Raw genomic sequence first — 17,538 nt, 5'->3', positions numbered from 1 at the left:
GAAAACCAGTGGGTGCCGCGCAAATGCGTATCGTATTGCCCTGTGCGCTGCAAGATGGGGAGCAATGCGACCTTATGAGGTGGTCTGGTCCTCCAGACGGCCCAAGGATTCATCACGCCCCAGGATCGCCAGAACGTCGAAAATACCGGGTGAGGTGGTTCGGCCGGTGAGCGCCGCGCGCAGCGGCTGCGCCACCGCGCCCAGCTTGAGATTGTTGGCTTCAGCAAACGCACGCAGCGCGGCTTCCGTGGCCGGTCCGCTCCAGGACTCGACAGCGGCCAGCGCCTCATGCAGCCGGCCGATCAAGGCACGGCTGTCCGGCGTCAGCAGGGCGGCGGCCTTGGCGTCGATCGGAAGCGGCCGGTCGGCAAAGATGAAGGCGGCGCCGTCGATCAGCTCCAAGAGCGTCTTGGCGCGCTCCTTGAGGCTGGGCATCGCCTGGGTGAGCTGCGCGCGCGTGGCGTCGTTGAGCTTGGCCTTGAGAGCCGCGCCGTTCGGCACGTAATTCAGCACGTCCTCGAACTGGCGCACCAGCGCCGCATCGTCGCTGTGGCGGATATAGTGGCCGTTGAGGTTCTCGAGCTTGGCGAAGTCGAACCGCGCCGCCGAGCGGCCGATCGCCGGCAGGTCGAACGCCTTGATCATCTCCTCGGTCGAAAAGATCTCCTGGTCGCCATGGCTCCAGCCGAGCCGCACCAGGTAATTGCGCAGTGCCGACGGCAGATATCCCATCGCACGGTAGGCGTCGACGCCGAGCGCACCGTGGCGCTTCGACAGCTTCGAGCCGTCGGGCCCGTGAATCAGCGGGATGTGCGACATCGACGGCACCGTCCAGCCGAGCGCATCGTAGATCTGCTTCTGGCGCGCGGCGTTGATCAGATGGTCGTCGCCGCGGATGACGTGGGTGACGCCCATGTCGTGGTCGTCCACGACCACCGCCAGCATGTAGGTCGGATTGCCATCGCCTCGCAGCAGCACGAGGTCGTCGAGGTTCTCGTTCTGCCAGACCACGCGGCCCTGCACCTGGTCCTCGATCACGGTCTCGCCGGTCAGCGGCGCGCGCAGCCGGATCGTCGGCTTGACGCCTTCGGGCGCCTCCTTTGGATCGCGGTCGCGCCACATGCCGTCATAGAGCCGGGTGCGGCCTTCCGCGCGCGCCTTTTCGCGCATCGCGGCCAGCTCCTCGGCGGTGGCATAGCAGCGATACGCCATGCCGCTGGCGAGCAGTTGCTCGGCGACCTCGCGATGGCGCGCGGCGCGGCTATATTGGTAGATGACCTCGCCGTCCCAATCGAGCTCGAGCCATTTCAGGCCGTCCAGGATGGCGTCGATGGCCGCCGTGGTCGAGCGCTCACGGTCGGTGTCCTCGATCCGCAGCAGCATCTTGCCGCCGCGGCCCCGCGCATACAGCCAGTTGAACAGGGCCGTCCGGGCGCCTCCGATGTGGAGAAAGCCGGTCGGGGAGGGGGCAAAGCGCGTGACGATCGGGGAGGTCATGGGCGGCAGCACGAAATCCAGGCAGGGGCTATGAAGGGCGGGGGGTGTATAGCAGGCCTATCGCATAACTAAAGCCTTCCTTGGGGGAAGCGGATTTGGCAGATAGGCTGCCAAATTCCGGAGCAGGATATTCTTGATGACCACGACGACAGACACGGCGACGACGGCAGAGGCAGGGCGCGACTTCATCCGCGACATCGTCCAGGCCGATCTCGACAGCGGCAGGCACAAGACGATCGTCACCCGGTTCCCGCCGGAGCCGAACGGCTACCTGCATATCGGCCATGCCAAGTCGATCGGTCTCAACTTCGGCATTGCCCAGGAGTTCGGCGGCCGCTGCAATCTGCGCTTCGATGACACCAATCCGACCAAGGAAGAGCAGGAATATATCGATTCCATCCAGGCCGACGTGCGCTGGCTCGGCTATGACTGGGGCGACAACCTGTTCTTCGCTTCGGATTATTTCGAGCGGCTCTACGATTGGGCGGAAGGGCTGATCAAGGCCGGGCTCGCCTATGTCGACGACCAGTCGCAGGAGGAGATCCGCCTGTCGCGCGGCACGCTCACCGAGCCCGGCAAGAACAGCCCGTTCCGCGACCGCACGGTCGAGGAGAATCTCGACCTGTTCCGGCGCATGAAGGCCGGCGAATTCCCGAACGGCGCGCGCGTGCTGCGCGCCAAGATCGACATGGCCGCCGGCAACATCAACCTGCGCGACCCCGTGCTGTACCGGATCATGCACGCCCATCACCCGCGCACCGGCGACGCCTGGAAGATCTATCCGAGCTACGACTACGCCCACGGGCAGTCGGACGCGATCGAGGGCGTGACGCACTCGATCTGCACGCTCGAGTTCGAGGACCACCGGCCGCTCTACGATTGGTTCCTGGACAAGCTGCCGGTGCCGTCGCATCCGCACCAGTACGAGTTCGCGCGGCTCAACCTGACCTACACGCTGCTGTCGAAGCGCGTGCTGACGCGGCTGGTGCAGGACGGCCATGTCTCAGGCTGGAACGATCCACGCATGCCGACCATCGCCGGCCTGAAGCGGCGCGGCGTGCCGCCGGCTGCGGTGCGCGAGTTCATCAAGCGCATCGGCATCGCCAAGGCCAACAGCATCGTCGACGTCGGCATGCTCGAATTCTGCATTCGTGAGGAGCTGAACCGCACGGCGCTGCGTCGGATGGCCGTGCTGCGGCCGCTGAAGGTGGTGATCGAGAATTATCCGGAAGGCCAGGTCGAGGAGCTCGAGGCGATCAACCACCCCGACGATCCCGCAGCCGGCACGCGCAGGATCGCCTTCGGCCGCGAGCTCTATATCGAGCAGGACGACTTCATGGAGAACCCGCCGAAGAAGTTCTTCCGGCTGTCGCCGGGCAACGAGGTGCGGCTGCGCTACGCCTATTTCATCAAGTGCCGCGACGTCATCAAGAACGACGCCGGCGAGATCGTCGAGCTGCGTTGCACCTATGATCCCGCGACCAAGGGCGGCAACGCGCCGGATGGACGCAAGGTCAAGGCGACGATGCACTGGCTGCCCGCTGCGCAGTCGCTGACCGCCGAGATCCGCCTCTACAACCAGCTGTTCGCCAATCCGAGCCCCAATGCGGCCGACTTCACCGCCGATCTCAATCCCAACTCACTCGAGGTCCTGATCGACGCCCGCATCGAGCCGGCGATCGCCGAGAGCAATTCGGACGCACCGATGCAGTTCGAGCGCCAGGGCTACTTCGTCCGCGATCCGGATTCGATGCCCGACAAGCTCGTGTTCAACCGCACCATCGGCCTGCGCGACACCTTTGCGAAGGAGGTCGCGAAGGGATGAGATGGGGACCGCAGCCGCAGCTCAATTGATCGCTGCGAGGCCGGCCTCGGTCAGCGTTGGCACGCCATCGCTGACCTCGACCAGGCCGCGCTCCGCGAGGAGCGAGAGATCATCGTCGGCGACGGGGGAGAGCGTGAGCCGGTGGGCCTTGATGTCCCGCAACGTCCAGCGCAGGTGGATCGCCGTGTCGAGCGCGAGGTCGGCAAAGGGATCGTCATTGTCATGGTGGTCCATACCCGCATAAGCCCGTGCGGTGCAGAAAGTTCCAATGACGTTCCCGGCACCGGGATTGGATTCTCGTTCCGTTCCGCTAGTCGGATTCCCCGTGGTTTCGCTAGCCTCCATGCCCGTGAAGTAACGGGTGGTGTGGGCAATGGCGGAGCCGGTCAGGCCGCCGGGAGGGCGTCGCGGGATCGCGGGCGCGATGGCCGATGTCTGGCCGCCGCGCGGCGCGCTGGCCGGCGGCTGGCCCGCGATCGGGGCCGGCGCGTCGTCGGCATTCGCCGTCCGCCTGAAGAGCTGGGCGGTCGAGGAGGCCGGGGCGGGCCGGCTGCTGCCCTGGGTGCCGGTGGCGTTCGGGGCCGGCATCGCGCTGTACTTCACCGCCGATCACGAGCCGGTGCTCTGGATTGCCGCCACCACCGCCGCGCTGCTCTGCATCGTCGCCATCATGATGCGGCGGCATCGGATGTTTCCGGCTGCCGTGATGATCGCAGCTGCAGCGTGCGGCTTTGCCGCGGCGACCATCAAGACGGCGCGTGTCGCTCATCCAGTGCTGGCGCGGCCGTTGTATTCGGTGGCGCTGTCCGGCTTCGTCGAGGCGCGCGACATCCGCGAACGCAGCGATCGGATCGTGCTGCGCGTCACCGCGATGGAGAGCCCGCGCAACGCCGTCACCATCGCGCGTGTCAGGCTCGCGGTGCGTAAGGGCACGGCGCCCGAGGTCGGCAGCTTCGTGCAGCTCAAGGCGCGGCTGCTGCCGCCGATGGCCCCGGTGCGGCCGGGATCCTACGACTTCGCGCGCGACATGTTCTTCCAGGGCATCGGCGCCTCCGGCTTCGTGATGGGCGCGATCACGACGGCGACGCCGCCGCAGGCCGCCGGCTTCGGCCTGGGCTATGCGGCGGCCATGCAGGGCCTGCGCGATGCGATCGACGCACGCATCCGCGCCCGCCTGACGGGCGATGAGCGCGCCATCGCCACCGCGCTGCTGACCGGCCGGCGCGACGCCATCACGCCCGATGTCAACGATGCGATGTTCGTCTCCGGCCTCGGCCACGTGCTGTCGATCTCAGGCTATCACATGGCCGTCGTCGCCGGCGTCGTGTTCTTCGCCGTGCGCGCGCTGCTTGCGCTGATCCCCGGCCTCACTATCAGCCATCCGATCAAGAAATGGGCGGCCGCGGCGGCGCTGGTCGCGGCGGCGTTCTACCTGCTGCTGTCGGGCGCGGAGGTCGCGACGCAGAGATCGTTCTTCATGACGGCCGTGGTGCTGATCGCGGTCACGGTCGATCGCCGCGCCGTCACCTTCCGCACGCTCGCGGTCGCGGCGATGATCGTGCTGATCGCGGCACCCGAAGCGCTGGTGCATCCGAGCTTCCAGATGTCGTTCGCGGCGACGCTCGGCCTGGTCGCGCTGGTGCAGTTCGGCCTGCCCAAACTGTTTGCGACGCCGGACAGCTCCACGGCGCAGCGCATCGCGCTGTGGGGCGGCCGCGAGCTTGCGATGCTGCTGCTGGCCTCGCTGATCGCGGGGCTTGCGACCACGCCCTATGCCGCGTTCCACTTCCATCGCGTCACGCCCTATGGCGTGCTCGCCAATCTCGCGGCGATGCCGGTGGTTTCGGTGCTGGTGATGCCCGCCGGACTGCTCGGCCTGCTGGCGGCGCCGTTCGGGCTCGACGGTCCCTGGTGGACGCTGATGGGCCTCGGCATCGACTGGATGATCGCGGTGACGCGCTGGGTGGCGGCGCTGCCTGGCGCGGTCGGGCGCATCCCGGGCTTCGGCATCGGTCCGCTGATCCTGGCCAGCCTCGGCGTCATCCTGATCGGCCTGCTGCGCACACCGCTGCGCTGGTCGGGTGCCGTCGGGCTCGTGGTGGCCACCGCGTGGGCCGCCACGACGCCGCTGCCCGATGTCCTGATCGCCGGCGATGGGCGTGCGGTGGCGGTGCGCGGTCGTGACGGACGCCTGCATGTGATGCGCACCGGCAAGGACGTGTTCGCCACCAAGGAGTGGCTCGCGGCCGACGCCGATGCCCGGCTGCCGGCGGATTCATCGCTCGCCGATGGCGTCTCCTGCGACGAGGCGGGCTGCGTGGTCGCGATGGCCGACGGCCGATTCGCCGCCTTGACCCTGCGCGCCGAGGCGCTCGACGATGATTGCGCCCGTGCCGCGCTGATCGTCACCACGCGCGCCGCGCCGTCATCCTGCGCGGCGGCCGTCATCGATCGCCAGCGCCTGCAGCAGCAGGGCGCCTTGATGCTGGTGCAGCGGGGCACCGGCTTCTCCGTCACGCCGGTGCGCGCCGGCGGCACCGACCGCCCGTGGTGGCCGGCGCCCGCCGAGGCCGGCGAGTTCGACACGACGCTGACGCCGCGTGCGCCGGTGTCGCGGCTTCAGGACGCGACGCCGCCGGAGACGGAGCAGGGCGAGCAGGATTGAGCGCCGGAGCTCGAACGTGCTGAGATGATACAACGTGCTGAGATGATACTCGGTGGCGTCGGGTCCATCGAACAGCGAGGGACCTTCGACCAGCGTGAACGCAGCGCCCGGATATCGTTGCCAGACGGCGATGTCATCAACCGTGACCGTTAGCCATCCGAACGGAAGCATGTAGCGGCCGGGCTCGGTGATCCGGTCGGCCTTGTTCCAATCGATCTTGTTGACCGCGGCGGCAAGCTCCCCCGGCACACAATGCCGGCCGAGGGATGTCGTTCCTATTCGATGCGATGCCGGAGCGTGAGGTTCGCCCGAAAGGACCTTGCGCTTGCAGAAACCAAATCTCCCCCGGCCGAAAGCTCGCTCATGACCGAGAGAAATGCGGACGCGCAGGCGCTCAGGTGATGCTGATGCGGCGAATCGGTGTGGCCTGCGAAGCCGGAACGTCCTCCGCCATGCCCGGGCGGCGCTCGGCCGGCTGCTTGCTGACCGGCAATTGTAGCACGGTGACGCGCTGGCCCTCGCAGAGCTGGGTCACCAGCACGTGGCGGCCGTCGGCGAATTCGATCGCGTCGTGATGGCGATCGGGGATGTGCGTCTCGATGCTGTTGAACTTCGCGACGCGCTCGCGGATCGTCCGGGTCCAGAGCCAGCGGCTGTCGTAGCGGACGTCCTCGACAAATGCCAACTCGGTGCCGGGCAGCATGCAGACTGCGACGGTCGGCTCGCTCTCGAGGGCGAAGCCGCGGGTGGCGGTGCCGCGAAACGTCGTCGAGATCAACGTCTCGCCGACCTTGGCGGGACGGGACGCAACCGCATGGAGGCTGTAGTCACACATCGGATCGCTCCTCGTTGAGAGATAGCCGACCCACGCTCCCCCCGGACAGGCGCAGGCCTCTATCAGAGTGGACATCGATGGTGATGTTAGCGCGCGCTTCACGGCAATTCTGCGCTGATCTGCACCGCGTGCGCCCGCGGGCGATCACAAGCGTTTGAGCATGCCGCGCTGCACATCCTGAGGTGCATTCGCGCGTGACCAATTTCGATCGGCGGAGAAGCGCGTGCGCTCGCCGCCGATCGACCGATCGCGTCCGCGATCAGTACTTGCGATACAGCCCGACCAGCTTGCCTTGGATCTTCACCCGGTTGGGCGGCAGGATGCGCACCTCGTAGGCGGTGTTGGCCGGCTCCAGCGCGATCGATGCGCCGCGGCGGCGGAAGCGCTTCAACGTCGCTTCCTCATCGTCGATCAGCGCTACCACGATGTCGCCGGTGTCGGCGGTCTCGTTGCGCTGGATCAGCGCCATGTCCCCGTCGAGGATGCCGGCATCGACCATGGAGTCGCCGCGCACCTCAAGCGCATAGTGATCGCCGTTGCCGAGCATGTCGGCAGGCACGCTGATGGTGTGGCTGCGCGTCTGTAGCGCCTCGATCGGGGTACCGGCGGCGATGCGGCCCATCACCGGCACTGCGACGGGGCGCTCGCCATCGTCCAGCGCGGGAGTGCTGGTGCGCACCTTGCCGAGATTGCCCTCGATCACCGATGGGGTGAAGCCGCGGCGGTTGTTGGCGGCCTGTGACAGCTCGGGCAGCTTGATCACCTCGATCGCGCGGGCGCGGTTGGGCAGCCGGCGGATGAAGCCGCGCTCCTCGAGCGCCGTGATCAGGCGATGAATGCCGGACTTCGAGCGCAGATCGAGCGCATCCTTCATCTCGTCGAAGGACGGCGGCACGCCGGCTTCCTTGAGCCGCTCGTTGATGAACCGCAGAAGTTCGTACTGTTTGCGCGTCAGCATCTCGACCTGGTCCCCAGTTTGTTGTCGTCCGAGTCCAGGAGCTGCGCCTTGAGCACAAACCGGCTGAGAGCGCCTTGGAGTCGGACCATCATCGCGTCGCCCGCAACATACTAAAAACAAATCATGAACGGACACTATATGTTCGATGTGTGTTCCGCAATCCTTAAATTGTAGTGAACGGACCGGGCTTTGCCGGGGGAAACGGCCTAGCTCGGCAGGCGCAGGATCTCGCACGGGCTGCCGGCGGCGGCCTTCGGCGCATACGCCCGCCGGATCACCAGCGCCTGCGAGAGCGCGAGATTGCCGAGCAGCGACGAATCCTGCTGCGTCACCGGCGTTGCGATCAGGGTGCCGTCGGCGCGCTCTTCGAGCTGCGCCCGCAGATAGTCCTCGCGCGAATCGTTCGCCCCGAGCTCGCGGCCGAGCAGGGCGGTCTCGCGTGGCATGCGAGCTTCGTCACGGCCGAGCAGCCGCCGAATCAGCGGCACCAGGAACAGGATGGCGCAGACATAGGACGACACCGGATTGCCGGGCAGTCCGATCACCCTCATGTCGCCGAGCCGTCCGTGCATCATCGGCTTGCCCGGCCGCATCGCGATCTTCCAGAACGCCATCTCGATGCCCTCGGCTTCGAGCGCCTGCTTGACGAGGTCGTGATCGCCGACCGAGGCGCCGCCGGTCGTGATCAGGATGTCGGCCTTGGCCTCGCGCGCCCGCCGGATCCCGGCGACCGTGGCCTCCATCGTATCCGCGGCGATGCCGAGATCGATCGGTGTCGCGCCCTCGCTGCGCACCAGCGCCCGCAGGGCGTAGCCGTTGGAATAGACGATCTGGCCCGGGCCGGGCGTCGAGCCCGGCATCACGAGCTCGTCGCCGGTGGCGAGCAGCGCCACCTTCGGCCGGCACCGCACCGGCAGTGCCGGATGATTCATGCTGGCCGCCAGCGACAGGTCGCGGTCGCTGAGCCGGCGGCCCGCCTTCAGCAGCACCATGCCCTGGTGGAAGTCGACGCCCGCGGGCCGAATGTGCCGGCCCTTGATCGCGGCCTCGGTGATGACGACGTGGCCATCTTCGGCGATCGTGTCCTCCTGGATCACCACCGCGTCGGCGCCCTCAGGGACAACGCCACCAGTGAAGATGCGCGCCGCCTCGCCGGGTCCGACCACGCGATCGAACGGCCGCCCCGCCGCGACCTCGCCGATCACCCTCAGCCGCACCTTGGCCTGGGCTGCGTCCGCCGCGCGTACGGCGTAGCCGTCCATCGCCGACATCGCCTCGGGCGGCTGCGTCCGCAGCGCCGCGAGGTCGCGGGCCAGGATGCGGTGATGGGCCTCGTCCAGCGTCACCAGCTCCTCGGCCAGCGGCTCGGCGCCGGCGAGCACGGCGGACAACGCATCGGACACCGGCATCAGGGCCATGAGAGTTCCTTCGGACGGAGACGGCAGATCGAATGAGTCGCCTTCTAACCGAACGCGCACAGCGCGGCCAAGGGCCTAGGCCGCTCCCTGCGTTCTGACCGTCTGATGTTGGCCGCGTCCGGGCCGCTGCCTCACGATCGCGCGAGAAACCCTGCAATCAGTGCGCAGAAGGTCGACCGCAGTGCCAAGGCGTTGGCCGATGCGCCGTTCCGATTAGCTCCCGCCCCGCGTTCTATCCAGCAGCCGCGCGACAGGCGGCGCGCTCGGTCGTGTGCAGGATATCCGCCACCATGTTCCGCAGCCAGACCGATGCTGCATCACGATCGAGCTGCAGCGGCCAGACCATCGAGACGGCCGGCAGCCGCAGCTTCAACGGCGCGGGACAGAGCGTCAGCCCAAATCGCGGCCCGTAGAGCTTTGCCATCCTGGTCGGTATCGTCGTGATCACCGGTGATGCGGCGACCGTCGCCAGCACGCTGAGGAATTCCGAGGAGGCTGAGACCACGTTGAGCTCGGTCCCGATCTCATCCAGCGCCGCCTCCAGACAGCCCTGCAGGCTGTTGGTCAGCGTCACCAGCGCGTGCGGAAGCGACAGATAGTCGGCGAGGCTGATCGGCGTTTTCATCGCGATGCGCTTTGGATTGTAGACGCAGCTCAGCGCCTGCTCGAACAGGAGCTGGGATCTGTGCCGCTGTGCGACGGCGTCGAAGCAGCCGACCGCGACATCCAAGGCTCCGTCGTCGAGCAGGCGATGCACTTCGTTGCGCTCGGTCGGCCGGCTGAGAAGCCGCACGCCGGGCGCCGTTCGACGGAGCACCGCGGTGAGCTCGGGGATCAGCAGCAGCTCGACCTCACTTGAAAATCCCAGGCGGATGGTGCGCTGCTCGGTCGCCGGGTCGAACTCCGGTGCGGCATGCAGCGCTGCCTGCATCTGCCCCAGCGCCGCCCGAACCGGCCCGGCGAGCACCGCAGCCTTTGGCGTCGGCTGCATGACGGCGCCGACGCGGACGAACAGCTCGTCCTGCAGCAGCACGCGAAGCGTCGACAGCGTATGGCTCATCGCAGGCTGACCCACCTTGAGGCGTGCGGCCGCGCGCGTCACGCTGCGCTCCTGCATGAGCGCGTCGAACGCGACCAGCAGATTGAGGTCGAAGGAGCGAAGATCGAAGTGATCGATGGACTGCATGAGCTGGATCGATTTGAGGAATGTATGACCTAGTCCTAGATCTCGGCCCAGACAAGACCACCGTTCGGATCGAGGCCGCCAGACATGCAGGACATCACGACCTATCGCGTCGGAGACGCCACCATCACCAAGATCTTCGAGATCGGCCTCGATGCGGTCGAGGGCGAGTTTTTGTTTCCGGGCGTAGAAGCAGACAGCATCGTTCGGGAACGAGGCCAGGTGGGGCCGGGATCGGTCGATCCGCACACGGGATCGTTGCGCCTGAGCATCCATAGCTGGCTGGTGCGGACGCCGGAGCGGGTGGTCCTGATCGACACGGCCACCGGCAATGACAAGGAGCGGCCCGGCGCAGCAGTTCTGCATCGCTTGAACGAGCCGTTTCTCGACCGGCTGCGGGCGGCCGGCGTCGCCCCTGGCGATGTCGATCTCGTCCTGATGACGCATCTGCACGCGGATCATGTGGGGTGGAATACGCAGCTTGCCGATGGCCGTTGGACGCCGGTGTTTCCGAACGCCCGGTACGTTTTCTCGGGCCGCGAGCGCGCCTATCTGGCGGCACTGTCGGCCGCTGACGGCTCGGATGCCGCGATCAGGGATGCGGCCGGTCTCGGTCGCATGCTGCATCCGCCGCTGCCAGGGGTCTACGAAGACAGCGTGCTGCCGATCGTCGAGGCCGGCCTCGCGCGTGAGATCACGGTCGATGGCAGCGAGGTCGTGGATGGCTTCCGCTATCTGCCGAGCCCTGGTCACAGCATCGATCACGCCTGCATCAGTCTCACCTCGCGCGGCGAGCGCGCGCTGTTCTGGGGCGATGTGATGCATCATCCGCTGCAGGTCGCGCGTCCGGATTGGAACTCGGTCTATTGCGAATTTCCGGATGCGGCGCGGACCTCACGCCGATGGGCGATGAACCATGCCGCCGAGACCGGCTCCCTCGTGTTCACGACCCACTTCGCCGAGTCCTCGGCCGGGCGGATCAGCCGCGACGGCGACCGGTTCGCGTGGCAGTTCGCCTGATCCGAGGTGACCATGACCGAGAACGCAACGTCCTCCTCGCGCATCGTTTCCGAGCGCCGCCTGATCGAAGGCCCGGTGTCCGATGTACAGCTTCAGCTCATCAACAAGCGCCGGCATGACGTGCAACGGTTCTCGGCCGAGCGCACGCTGGTGATGATGCACGGCGCCACCTTTTCATCCGCCAGCCTGTTCGACGTCGCGGTTGGTGGCGCCTCCTTCATGGATGTCCTGGCGCAGGCCGGCTACGATGTCTGGGCCGTCGATGCGCGCGGCTATGGCGGCTCCAGCCGGCCGCCGGAGATGTCGCGGGCGGCCGAGGAGGGATCTCCATTGGTCAATGCGCGGACCGCCGTGGACGATTTCGGCGCGGCGGTGGACTTCATCTGCCGGCATCGCGACGTCCCGCGCGCCAACGTGCTCGGCATGTCCTGGGGCGCCACCGTCGCGGGCATGCTCGCGAGCGCGGCGAGCGCGAAGCTCGAGAAGCTGATCCTGGTGACGCCGCTCTGGCTGTCCAGCGAGCCGCTGCGCATCGACGCCGGCGGACCGCTCGGCGCCTATCGGATCGTCAGCCCGCGCGCGTTCGAGGCTGCGTGGCGCGGCGCCGCTCCGGAGCAGGCGCGGGACAAGCTGATTCCGGACGGCTGGTTCGAGTCCTGGGCGGAGGCGACGCTCGCGACCGATCCGGACTCGCCGTACCCCGGCGCGATCCGCGCGCCTTCGGGCGCGGTGCAGGACGTGCGCGAGCATTGGACCGTGGACCAGCCGATCTACGATCCCAGCACGATCAACTGCCCTGTTCTCGTGCTCTCGGCGGAATGGGATGTGGACGTCCGCTTCGACGTGGCGCACGACCTGTTCGTTCGTCTCGTGAGCGCGCCGTACAAGCGCCTGGTCGAGATCGGGCAGGGCACGCACATGATCCTGATGGAGCGGAATCGACGGCAGGCGTTCGACGCGGTGATCGGATTTCTGGACGAGCGCGTCGTGCCGGCGCGTTGATCGTCGCGCGGACGGCCTGCACCGCGTTAGAGCGGATGCCGAATCCAGACATTCGGCTCGACATAGGCGGCATGGTCGTGCTCGACCGACGCGAGCACGGGCACGAGAGCAGCGGGGACCTCGATCTCACCCGAGCGATCGAAGGTCACGCCGGTCCATTGCGACCACTCGGCGAGCGTGCCGACGATGGTCATCGAGCACGGCGCGATCTTGACGATCTCGCCACCGATGCCGAGGTGCGTGCGCAGCCAGGAATCGACCAATCGGCCGTCTTCGCGCCGCTGATCGAGATAGGCGCGCATCGGCGTCCGCGGCGCCAGATGTTTCTGGTTCGGCCGCACCGGCGCGTACAGCTCGGCAAAACCTTTGGCGCGTGCGCAGCCTTTCAGAGCCGCGAGCATGGCGAGCGAGCTGCCGGGCACGCGCGCCTTCGGCAGCAGCGCAATCTCCAGCGCGCTCATCGTCGTCGGCCGCCGTCCCAGCAGGCGGTCCTCGTGACCCCAGCGGATCACCTCGTCCCAGCCCGCATCCGGCAGCGTGCGGCGGCCCTCGATGCCGAAGGTGAAGGGGACGGCGAAGGCGCGCCCGACCACCTCGTCACCGGCGAGCGCCACGTAGGCGCAGTCCGCATATTGGTCGAACACTGGCGGATCATAGTACAACGTCGCCGTCCGGTCCTGCCGCATGAACTCCGGCCAGATGGCATCCAGCTCGGGCGAGAACACGCGCGGGATCAGGTCGGGCCGATCACGCAAACAGATGATGTCGAGGGGCATTCGGTTCTTCCGGGTCGCGGGGCGTGCAGAGCGGACAGCTTAGGCGGTCGGGCCGTCTGCGACCAGCGGATGTGGCGGGAGACGGGCCGGATGGCGCGGTTGCCGGCGGTCGAATTTAGGATTCGCTTTTTCGGAAAAGTCTGCTATGCTGATTTGGTCCCGTGCTCGACAGGAGGGGCGCTTCGCGATCGTCACGGACGTGGAGCGCGGGATGCGGTGGCCGCGACGCGTCGCAGCGTGCCCTGATGGCGCGCGGACGAACGGCATGGCGCGGACGTGAAGTCGCGTGGTCCTGGCATCCCGAAGCTGATGCCAAGCCGGCGGGTGATGATGATCCCGACGGCGACGGTGGCCAACAAGCCGGGCACCGGGGAGATCGCGTATAAACGTGAAGACCATCGCGCAGGGAATGCCGGATGTCGGCTGGACCTGTGGTGACTGCCGCCTGCTTTTTTTCTGCAGGCGGGCCATGGGTTGCGGCCAGCAGCCCGGCATTCCCTGCGCCCTCCGATTGGAGGAGGGTGAGATGAGAGCAGCAAAGCTCGGGCACATCGTGTCGCGAAAACAATCTTGCATGAGTGGGCACCGTCATTGCGAGCGCAGCCCTTCAGAACGTCACGCCGCTGGCCATGACGCACCCTTGCGCGATGCGATCAGATCCCGAGCGCCTCCAGCGCCGCGGCGATGTCGTCCGTCGAGCGCACCAGCACCGCCTGCAGCCCGCTGGCCCGCGCGCCGTCGATGTTTTCAGCGAGATCGTCGAAGAATACGATGCGCTCGGCGGGCACGCCGATCGCATCGACCACATGCGCGTAGGCCTCGGCATCCGGCTTTCGCAGGCCGATCGACGACGACAGGAAGATCTCGCGAAAGTGACCAAGCAGGTCGGCGTAGCGCGGCGAGAAGTGATCGATGTGCGGCTGGTTGGTGTTGGAGAAGGCATAGAGCGGCAGTTTCTCCGCCGCGCGTGCGAGCAGCGGGGCGATGCCGGGCATCGGACCGACGAAGATCGCGTTCCAGCCCTCGAGAAACTGCGCGTCGGTGATGTCGATGCCGAGCTGCCGGCGCAGGTTGGCGAAGAAGTCGGCGTCGGAGACCGTGCCGCGCTCATGGCCGTGGTAGATCTCGTCGCGCACGAAGCGCGCGGCGAGATGCTCCGGCGCGCAGCCGGCATGCGCGGCCCAGCGCGAGACGACCTGGACGAAATCGATGTCGATGACGACGCGGCCGAGATCGAACAGCAGCGCGTCGGCGTCGCCGGGGCGGAGAGCGGAGGAGGGCATGGAGGGGGGCGTCGATGGCTGGCGTTGAACGGAAGGGCCTCCGCCTCAATAACGGTAGGGCTCGATGTCGACCAGCGGAAACGCGCTGACGACGCTCGGCTGGTTGGTGGCGGTTGCCGGATGCAGGTAGGAGCCGTTGAGCTCGGCGAACGAGGTGACGCCGAGCAGGCCGAGCGCGCGGATGACCTCGTCCTCCAGCAGCTCGAGCATGCGCAGGATGCCGTCCTCGCCGGCCGCGGCGAGCGCCCAGCATTGCAGCCGGCCGATGCCGACGAGGTCGGCGCCGGAGGCGATCGCCTTGACGATGTCGGTGCCGCGGCAGAAGCCGCCGTCGACCATGATCTTTGCCCGGCTCTTCACGGCGGCGACGATCTCCGGCAGCACTTGCATGGCTCCGCGGCCATGGTCGAGCTGGCGGCCGCCATGGTTGGAGACGTAGATCCAGTCGACGCCGTGATCGACCGCAATCTGCGCGTCCTCGGCGGTCGCGATGCCCTTGATGATCAGCGGCAGCTTGAACTTGTCCTTGATCAGCTTGACGGTGTGCCAGCTCAGCGCCTTCTGGTGGTCGCCGCCGGTCGCGCGCAGCCGGCTTTCGCGGACGTAGCGCTTGGCGATGTCGCGCTCGCGCCGGCTGTAATGGGCGGTGTCGACGGTCAGGCAGAACGCGGTGTAGCTGTTGGCGACCGCCCGGCTCACATAGTCCTCGACGAAGGCGTCGTCGCCGCGGACATAGAGCTGGAAGATTCGCAGCGCGTCGGGCGCGGCCTCGGCGGTCTTCTCCAGCCCGGGTTCCGACACCGAGCTCAGCATGTGCGCCGCTCCGAATCGGCCCGCCCCACGGGCCACGCTGGCCGCCCCTGCCGGATCGAAGATTTCGAGCGCACCGACCGGGGCCATGACCACCGGCAGGCGCAGCTTGCGTCCGAAAGTTTCGACCGAGGCATCGACCCTGGACACGTCGCGCAGCACGCGCGGACGGAACGCGATCTCGTCGAGCGCCATCCGGTTCCGACGCAGCGTGGTCTCGGTTTCGGCCCCGCCGATGATGTAGTCCCAGGCGTTCTGGTTGAGCTGGGCGCGCGCCTTGCGGATGAGCTCGTGCAGGTCCTGGAACTTCTCGTCGCTCGAGCCGAGTTCGACGTTCCGCCACCCGGCCTCGATCGGGGTCCGTTGGTTCATGTTTGCCTCCCAGCGACTGTCATGCTTGCGGTTTTGCCGCGGAGCATTGCCCATCGAGCGGGCCGGGAGCAAGCCATTCCGAACTCGAGCTTCCCGGGCGCGCGCAGGGAGCGGCGCCCCGCAGGCCCAGGCCATCAAATCGCGGCGTGGTACACGGCTCGTCGAATTGTGATCATGGGTGTCCGTGAAAGACGGGGTATGTTCAGCCGGGCCCGGCGCCGGCGCAGCCTTGAGCTTGATTTCAGCCTGTGAACGTCCATTTCGGATGCGAGCGCCGGCGGTCGGGCCCCGGGACGGCGGCGCAATATCGGCCTTGAAGAAACCGGAAATGTGGTGTGTGTTCGCAACACAAATCGCGCCGGCGATGCGTGCGGACCATTTGATCGGCCGGCCATCCAACAAACGCTCGGGAAGCAAACAATGCGGAAAAACTGGCTGTTCTTGGCGGGCACGATGACTGGCGTCGGGCTAACCCTGATGGTCACGGGTCCCGACGGCGCGCAACTCGTTGCGAAGGCCAAGGCCGCGGCCGGCATGGCCGACACCTATTCGCAGCTCAATCTGTTCGGCGCGGTGTTCGAGCGTGTTCGCGCCGACTATGTCGAGAAGCCGAGCGATCCCGCGCTGATCGAAGGCGCCATCAACGGCATGGTGTCCTCGCTCGATCCGCATTCGCGCTACATGAACGACAAGTCCTGGCGCGACATGCAGGAGACCACGTCCGGCGAGTTCGGCGGACTCGGTCTCGAGGTCACCATGGAGGAGGGCCTGGTCAAGGTCGTCGCGCCGATCGATGACACGCCCGCGTCCAAGGCCGGCGTTCTCTCGGGCGATCTCATCGCCAAGATCGACGGCGAGGCGGTGCAGGGGCTGACGCTCGAGCAGGCCGTCGCCAAGATGAAGGGCGGCGTCAACACCAAGACCAAGCTCACCATCATGCGCAAGGGCAAGGACGCACCGCTCGACGTTACGCTGACGCGCGAGATCATCAAGGTGCGCCCGGTGCGCTATCACACCGAAGGCGGCGACATCGGTTATATCCGCATCACATCCTTCAACGAGCAGACCACCGAGAGCCTGCGCAAGGCCGTCGCCAGCATCTCCAAGGACATTCCGCAGGAGAAGCTCGCCGGCTATGTGGTCGACCTGCGCAACAATCCGGGCGGCCTGCTCGATCAGGCGGTGTCGGTCTCCAGCACGTTCCTCTCGCGAGGCGAGGTGGTTTCGACCCGCGGCCGCAATCCTGAGGAGACGCAGCGCTTCACCGCACGCGGCGGCGATCTCACCAAGGGCAAGCCGCTCGTGGTGCTGATCAATGGCGGCTCGGCCTCGGCGTCGGAGATCGTGGCGGGCGCGCTGCACGATCACAAGCGTGCAACCCTGGTCGGCACGCGCTCGTTCGGCAAGGGTTCCGTGCAGACCATCATTCCGCTCGGCGCCGGCAATGGCGCGCTGGCGCTGACCACGGCGCGCTACTACACGCCCTCCGGCCGCTCGATCCAGGCGCAGGGCATCGCGCCGGACATCGAGGTCAAGCAGGACGTGCCGGACGAGCTGAAGGATCGCGGCGATCTCAAGGGTGAGGCCGGCATGCGCGGCCATCTCTCGGCGCCCGACGGCACCGAGCAGACCGGCTCGCAGTCCTACGTTCCGCCGGACGAGAAGGACGACAAGGCGCTGCACGCCGCCTTCAACGTGCTGCGCGGCGTCACCGTGAATGCCGACGTCCGAGCCAAGGCGGCGGTGCCGAACTGATCTGCGAAGTGGGCGGGTGCGCGGCTTGCGACGCTCGATGCTCACACCCGACGGGGCGGCCCTGAGGCCGTCCCGCCGTGGTTTTCGACCAGCGTGTACAAGCGGACACGGAGTATGTCCGTCTGTGTCCCGTAGATCA

14 protein-coding genes are annotated in these 17,538 nt (G+C 67.2%); 5 read left to right on the top strand and 9 right to left on the bottom strand.

Going from position 1 to position 17,538, the window contains the following annotated elements:
• Positions 1-72 precede the first annotated feature (72 nt).
• Positions 73-1,497 carry a glutamate--tRNA ligase gene (gene gltX / locus QX126_RS07395; protein ID WP_315780191.1) on the bottom strand — a complete coding sequence of 475 codons (1,425 nt, stop codon included), beginning with the start codon at positions 1,495-1,497 and terminating at the stop codon, positions 73-75.
• A gap of 136 nt (positions 1,498-1,633) precedes the next feature.
• On the opposite strand from gltX, the gene QX126_RS07390 reads away from it, so the two are divergent.
• Entirely contained in the window at positions 1,634-3,322 is a 1,689-nt protein-coding gene (locus QX126_RS07390) for a glutamine--tRNA ligase/YqeY domain fusion protein (RefSeq protein ID WP_315780189.1), read from the top strand.
• 21 nt (positions 3,323-3,343) lie between these two features.
• On the opposite strand, the gene QX126_RS07385 is transcribed toward QX126_RS07390, so the two are convergent.
• Positions 3,344-3,556, bottom strand: a complete 213-nt coding sequence (locus QX126_RS07385; RefSeq protein WP_315738219.1) for a hypothetical protein — start codon at positions 3,554-3,556, stop codon at positions 3,344-3,346.
• 139 nt (positions 3,557-3,695) lie between these two features.
• On the opposite strand from QX126_RS07385, the gene QX126_RS07380 reads away from it, so the two are divergent.
• A complete protein-coding gene (locus QX126_RS07380; protein ID WP_315780187.1) occupies positions 3,696-5,987 on the top strand; it encodes a ComEC/Rec2 family competence protein in 2,292 nt (763 codons plus the stop codon).
• Positions 5,988-6,381: 394 nt separating this feature from the next.
• Here the strand turns inward: QX126_RS07380 and QX126_RS07375 are convergent, their stop codons facing one another.
• From QX126_RS07375 to QX126_RS07360, 4 genes are all read right to left on the bottom strand, one after another.
• Positions 6,382-6,822, bottom strand: a complete 441-nt coding sequence (locus QX126_RS07375; protein ID WP_315775027.1) for a hypothetical protein — start codon at positions 6,820-6,822, stop codon at positions 6,382-6,384.
• 259 nt (positions 6,823-7,081) lie between these two features.
• Positions 7,082-7,780, bottom strand: a complete 699-nt coding sequence (lexA, locus tag QX126_RS07370) for a transcriptional repressor LexA (protein ID WP_172109545.1) — start codon at positions 7,778-7,780, stop codon at positions 7,082-7,084.
• 206 nt (positions 7,781-7,986) lie between these two features.
• Positions 7,987-9,198, bottom strand: coding sequence for a gephyrin-like molybdotransferase Glp (glp, locus tag QX126_RS07365; RefSeq protein WP_315780185.1), 1,212 nt, complete (start codon positions 9,196-9,198; stop codon positions 7,987-7,989).
• Positions 9,199-9,430: 232 nt separating this feature from the next.
• Positions 9,431-10,384 carry a LysR family transcriptional regulator gene (locus QX126_RS07360; protein ID WP_315738214.1) on the bottom strand — a complete coding sequence of 318 codons (954 nt, stop codon included), beginning with the start codon at positions 10,382-10,384 and terminating at the stop codon, positions 9,431-9,433.
• An 84-nt stretch (positions 10,385-10,468) separates the two neighbouring features.
• On the opposite strand from QX126_RS07360, the gene QX126_RS07355 reads away from it, so the two are divergent.
• A complete protein-coding gene (locus QX126_RS07355) occupies positions 10,469-11,401 on the top strand; it encodes an MBL fold metallo-hydrolase (RefSeq protein ID WP_315780183.1) in 933 nt (310 codons plus the stop codon).
• A gap of 12 nt (positions 11,402-11,413) precedes the next feature.
• Positions 11,414-12,403 (top strand): alpha/beta hydrolase, encoded by a 990-nt coding sequence (locus QX126_RS07350; RefSeq protein ID WP_315780181.1) that lies wholly within the window; start codon positions 11,414-11,416, stop codon positions 12,401-12,403.
• A gap of 26 nt (positions 12,404-12,429) precedes the next feature.
• Here the strand turns inward: QX126_RS07350 and QX126_RS07345 are convergent, their stop codons facing one another.
• From QX126_RS07345 to QX126_RS07335, 3 genes are all read right to left on the bottom strand, one after another.
• Entirely contained in the window at positions 12,430-13,089 is a 660-nt protein-coding gene (locus tag QX126_RS07345; protein WP_315738318.1) for a hypothetical protein, read from the bottom strand.
• Positions 13,090-13,832: 743 nt separating this feature from the next.
• Complete coding sequence (locus tag QX126_RS07340; protein ID WP_315780179.1) at positions 13,833-14,462, bottom strand: HAD family phosphatase; 630 nt, start codon at positions 14,460-14,462, stop codon at positions 13,833-13,835.
• Positions 14,463-14,507: 45 nt separating this feature from the next.
• The gene (locus QX126_RS07335) at positions 14,508-15,644 is read right to left on the bottom strand and encodes an alpha-hydroxy acid oxidase (RefSeq protein ID WP_315780177.1); all 1,137 of its coding nucleotides are present in this window, start codon (positions 15,642-15,644) and stop codon (positions 14,508-14,510) included.
• A 420-nt stretch (positions 15,645-16,064) separates the two neighbouring features.
• On the opposite strand from QX126_RS07335, the gene QX126_RS07330 reads away from it, so the two are divergent.
• On the top strand, positions 16,065-17,399 hold the full coding sequence (locus QX126_RS07330; protein ID WP_315738209.1) for a S41 family peptidase: 1,335 nt from the start codon (positions 16,065-16,067) through the stop codon (positions 17,397-17,399).
• The last annotated feature ends 139 nt before the right edge of the window (positions 17,400-17,538 follow it).

The organism is Bradyrhizobium sp. SZCCHNPS1003 (genome assembly GCF_032381555.1).
GTDB lineage: Bacteria > Pseudomonadota > Alphaproteobacteria > Rhizobiales > Xanthobacteraceae > Bradyrhizobium.
This window is presented reverse-complemented; position numbering and strand designations above follow the sequence as displayed.

What these genes read in the sequence shown, in the direction of transcription:
- QX126_RS07355 (WP_315780183.1), top strand. Translation starts at nt 10,469, where the DNA reads ATGCAGGACATCACGACCTATCGCGTCGGAGACGCCACCATCACCAAG.
- QX126_RS07345 (WP_315738318.1), bottom strand. Translation starts at nt 13,089, where the DNA reads ATGCGGCAGGACCGGACGGCGACGTTGTACTATGATCCGCCAGTGTTC.
- QX126_RS07380 (WP_315780187.1), top strand. Translation starts at nt 3,696, where the DNA reads ATGGCGGAGCCGGTCAGGCCGCCGGGAGGGCGTCGCGGGATCGCGGGC.
- QX126_RS07375 (WP_315775027.1), bottom strand. Translation starts at nt 6,822, where the DNA reads ATGTGTGACTACAGCCTCCATGCGGTTGCGTCCCGTCCCGCCAAGGTC.
- QX126_RS07350 (WP_315780181.1), top strand. Translation starts at nt 11,414, where the DNA reads ATGACCGAGAACGCAACGTCCTCCTCGCGCATCGTTTCCGAGCGCCGC.
- glp (WP_315780185.1), bottom strand. Translation starts at nt 9,198, where the DNA reads ATGGCCCTGATGCCGGTGTCCGATGCGTTGTCCGCCGTGCTCGCCGGC.
- QX126_RS07330 (WP_315738209.1), top strand. Translation starts at nt 16,065, where the DNA reads ATGCGGAAAAACTGGCTGTTCTTGGCGGGCACGATGACTGGCGTCGGG.
- lexA (WP_172109545.1), bottom strand. Translation starts at nt 7,780, where the DNA reads ATGCTGACGCGCAAACAGTACGAACTTCTGCGGTTCATCAACGAGCGG.
- QX126_RS07335 (WP_315780177.1), bottom strand. Translation starts at nt 15,644, where the DNA reads ATGAACCAACGGACCCCGATCGAGGCCGGGTGGCGGAACGTCGAACTC.
- QX126_RS07340 (WP_315780179.1), bottom strand. Translation starts at nt 14,462, where the DNA reads ATGCCCTCCTCCGCTCTCCGCCCCGGCGACGCCGACGCGCTGCTGTTC.
- QX126_RS07390 (WP_315780189.1), top strand. Translation starts at nt 1,634, where the DNA reads ATGACCACGACGACAGACACGGCGACGACGGCAGAGGCAGGGCGCGAC.
- QX126_RS07385 (WP_315738219.1), bottom strand. Translation starts at nt 3,556, where the DNA reads ATGGACCACCATGACAATGACGATCCCTTTGCCGACCTCGCGCTCGAC.
- gltX (WP_315780191.1), bottom strand. Translation starts at nt 1,497, where the DNA reads ATGACCTCCCCGATCGTCACGCGCTTTGCCCCCTCCCCGACCGGCTTT.
- QX126_RS07360 (WP_315738214.1), bottom strand. Translation starts at nt 10,384, where the DNA reads ATGCAGTCCATCGATCACTTCGATCTTCGCTCCTTCGACCTCAATCTG.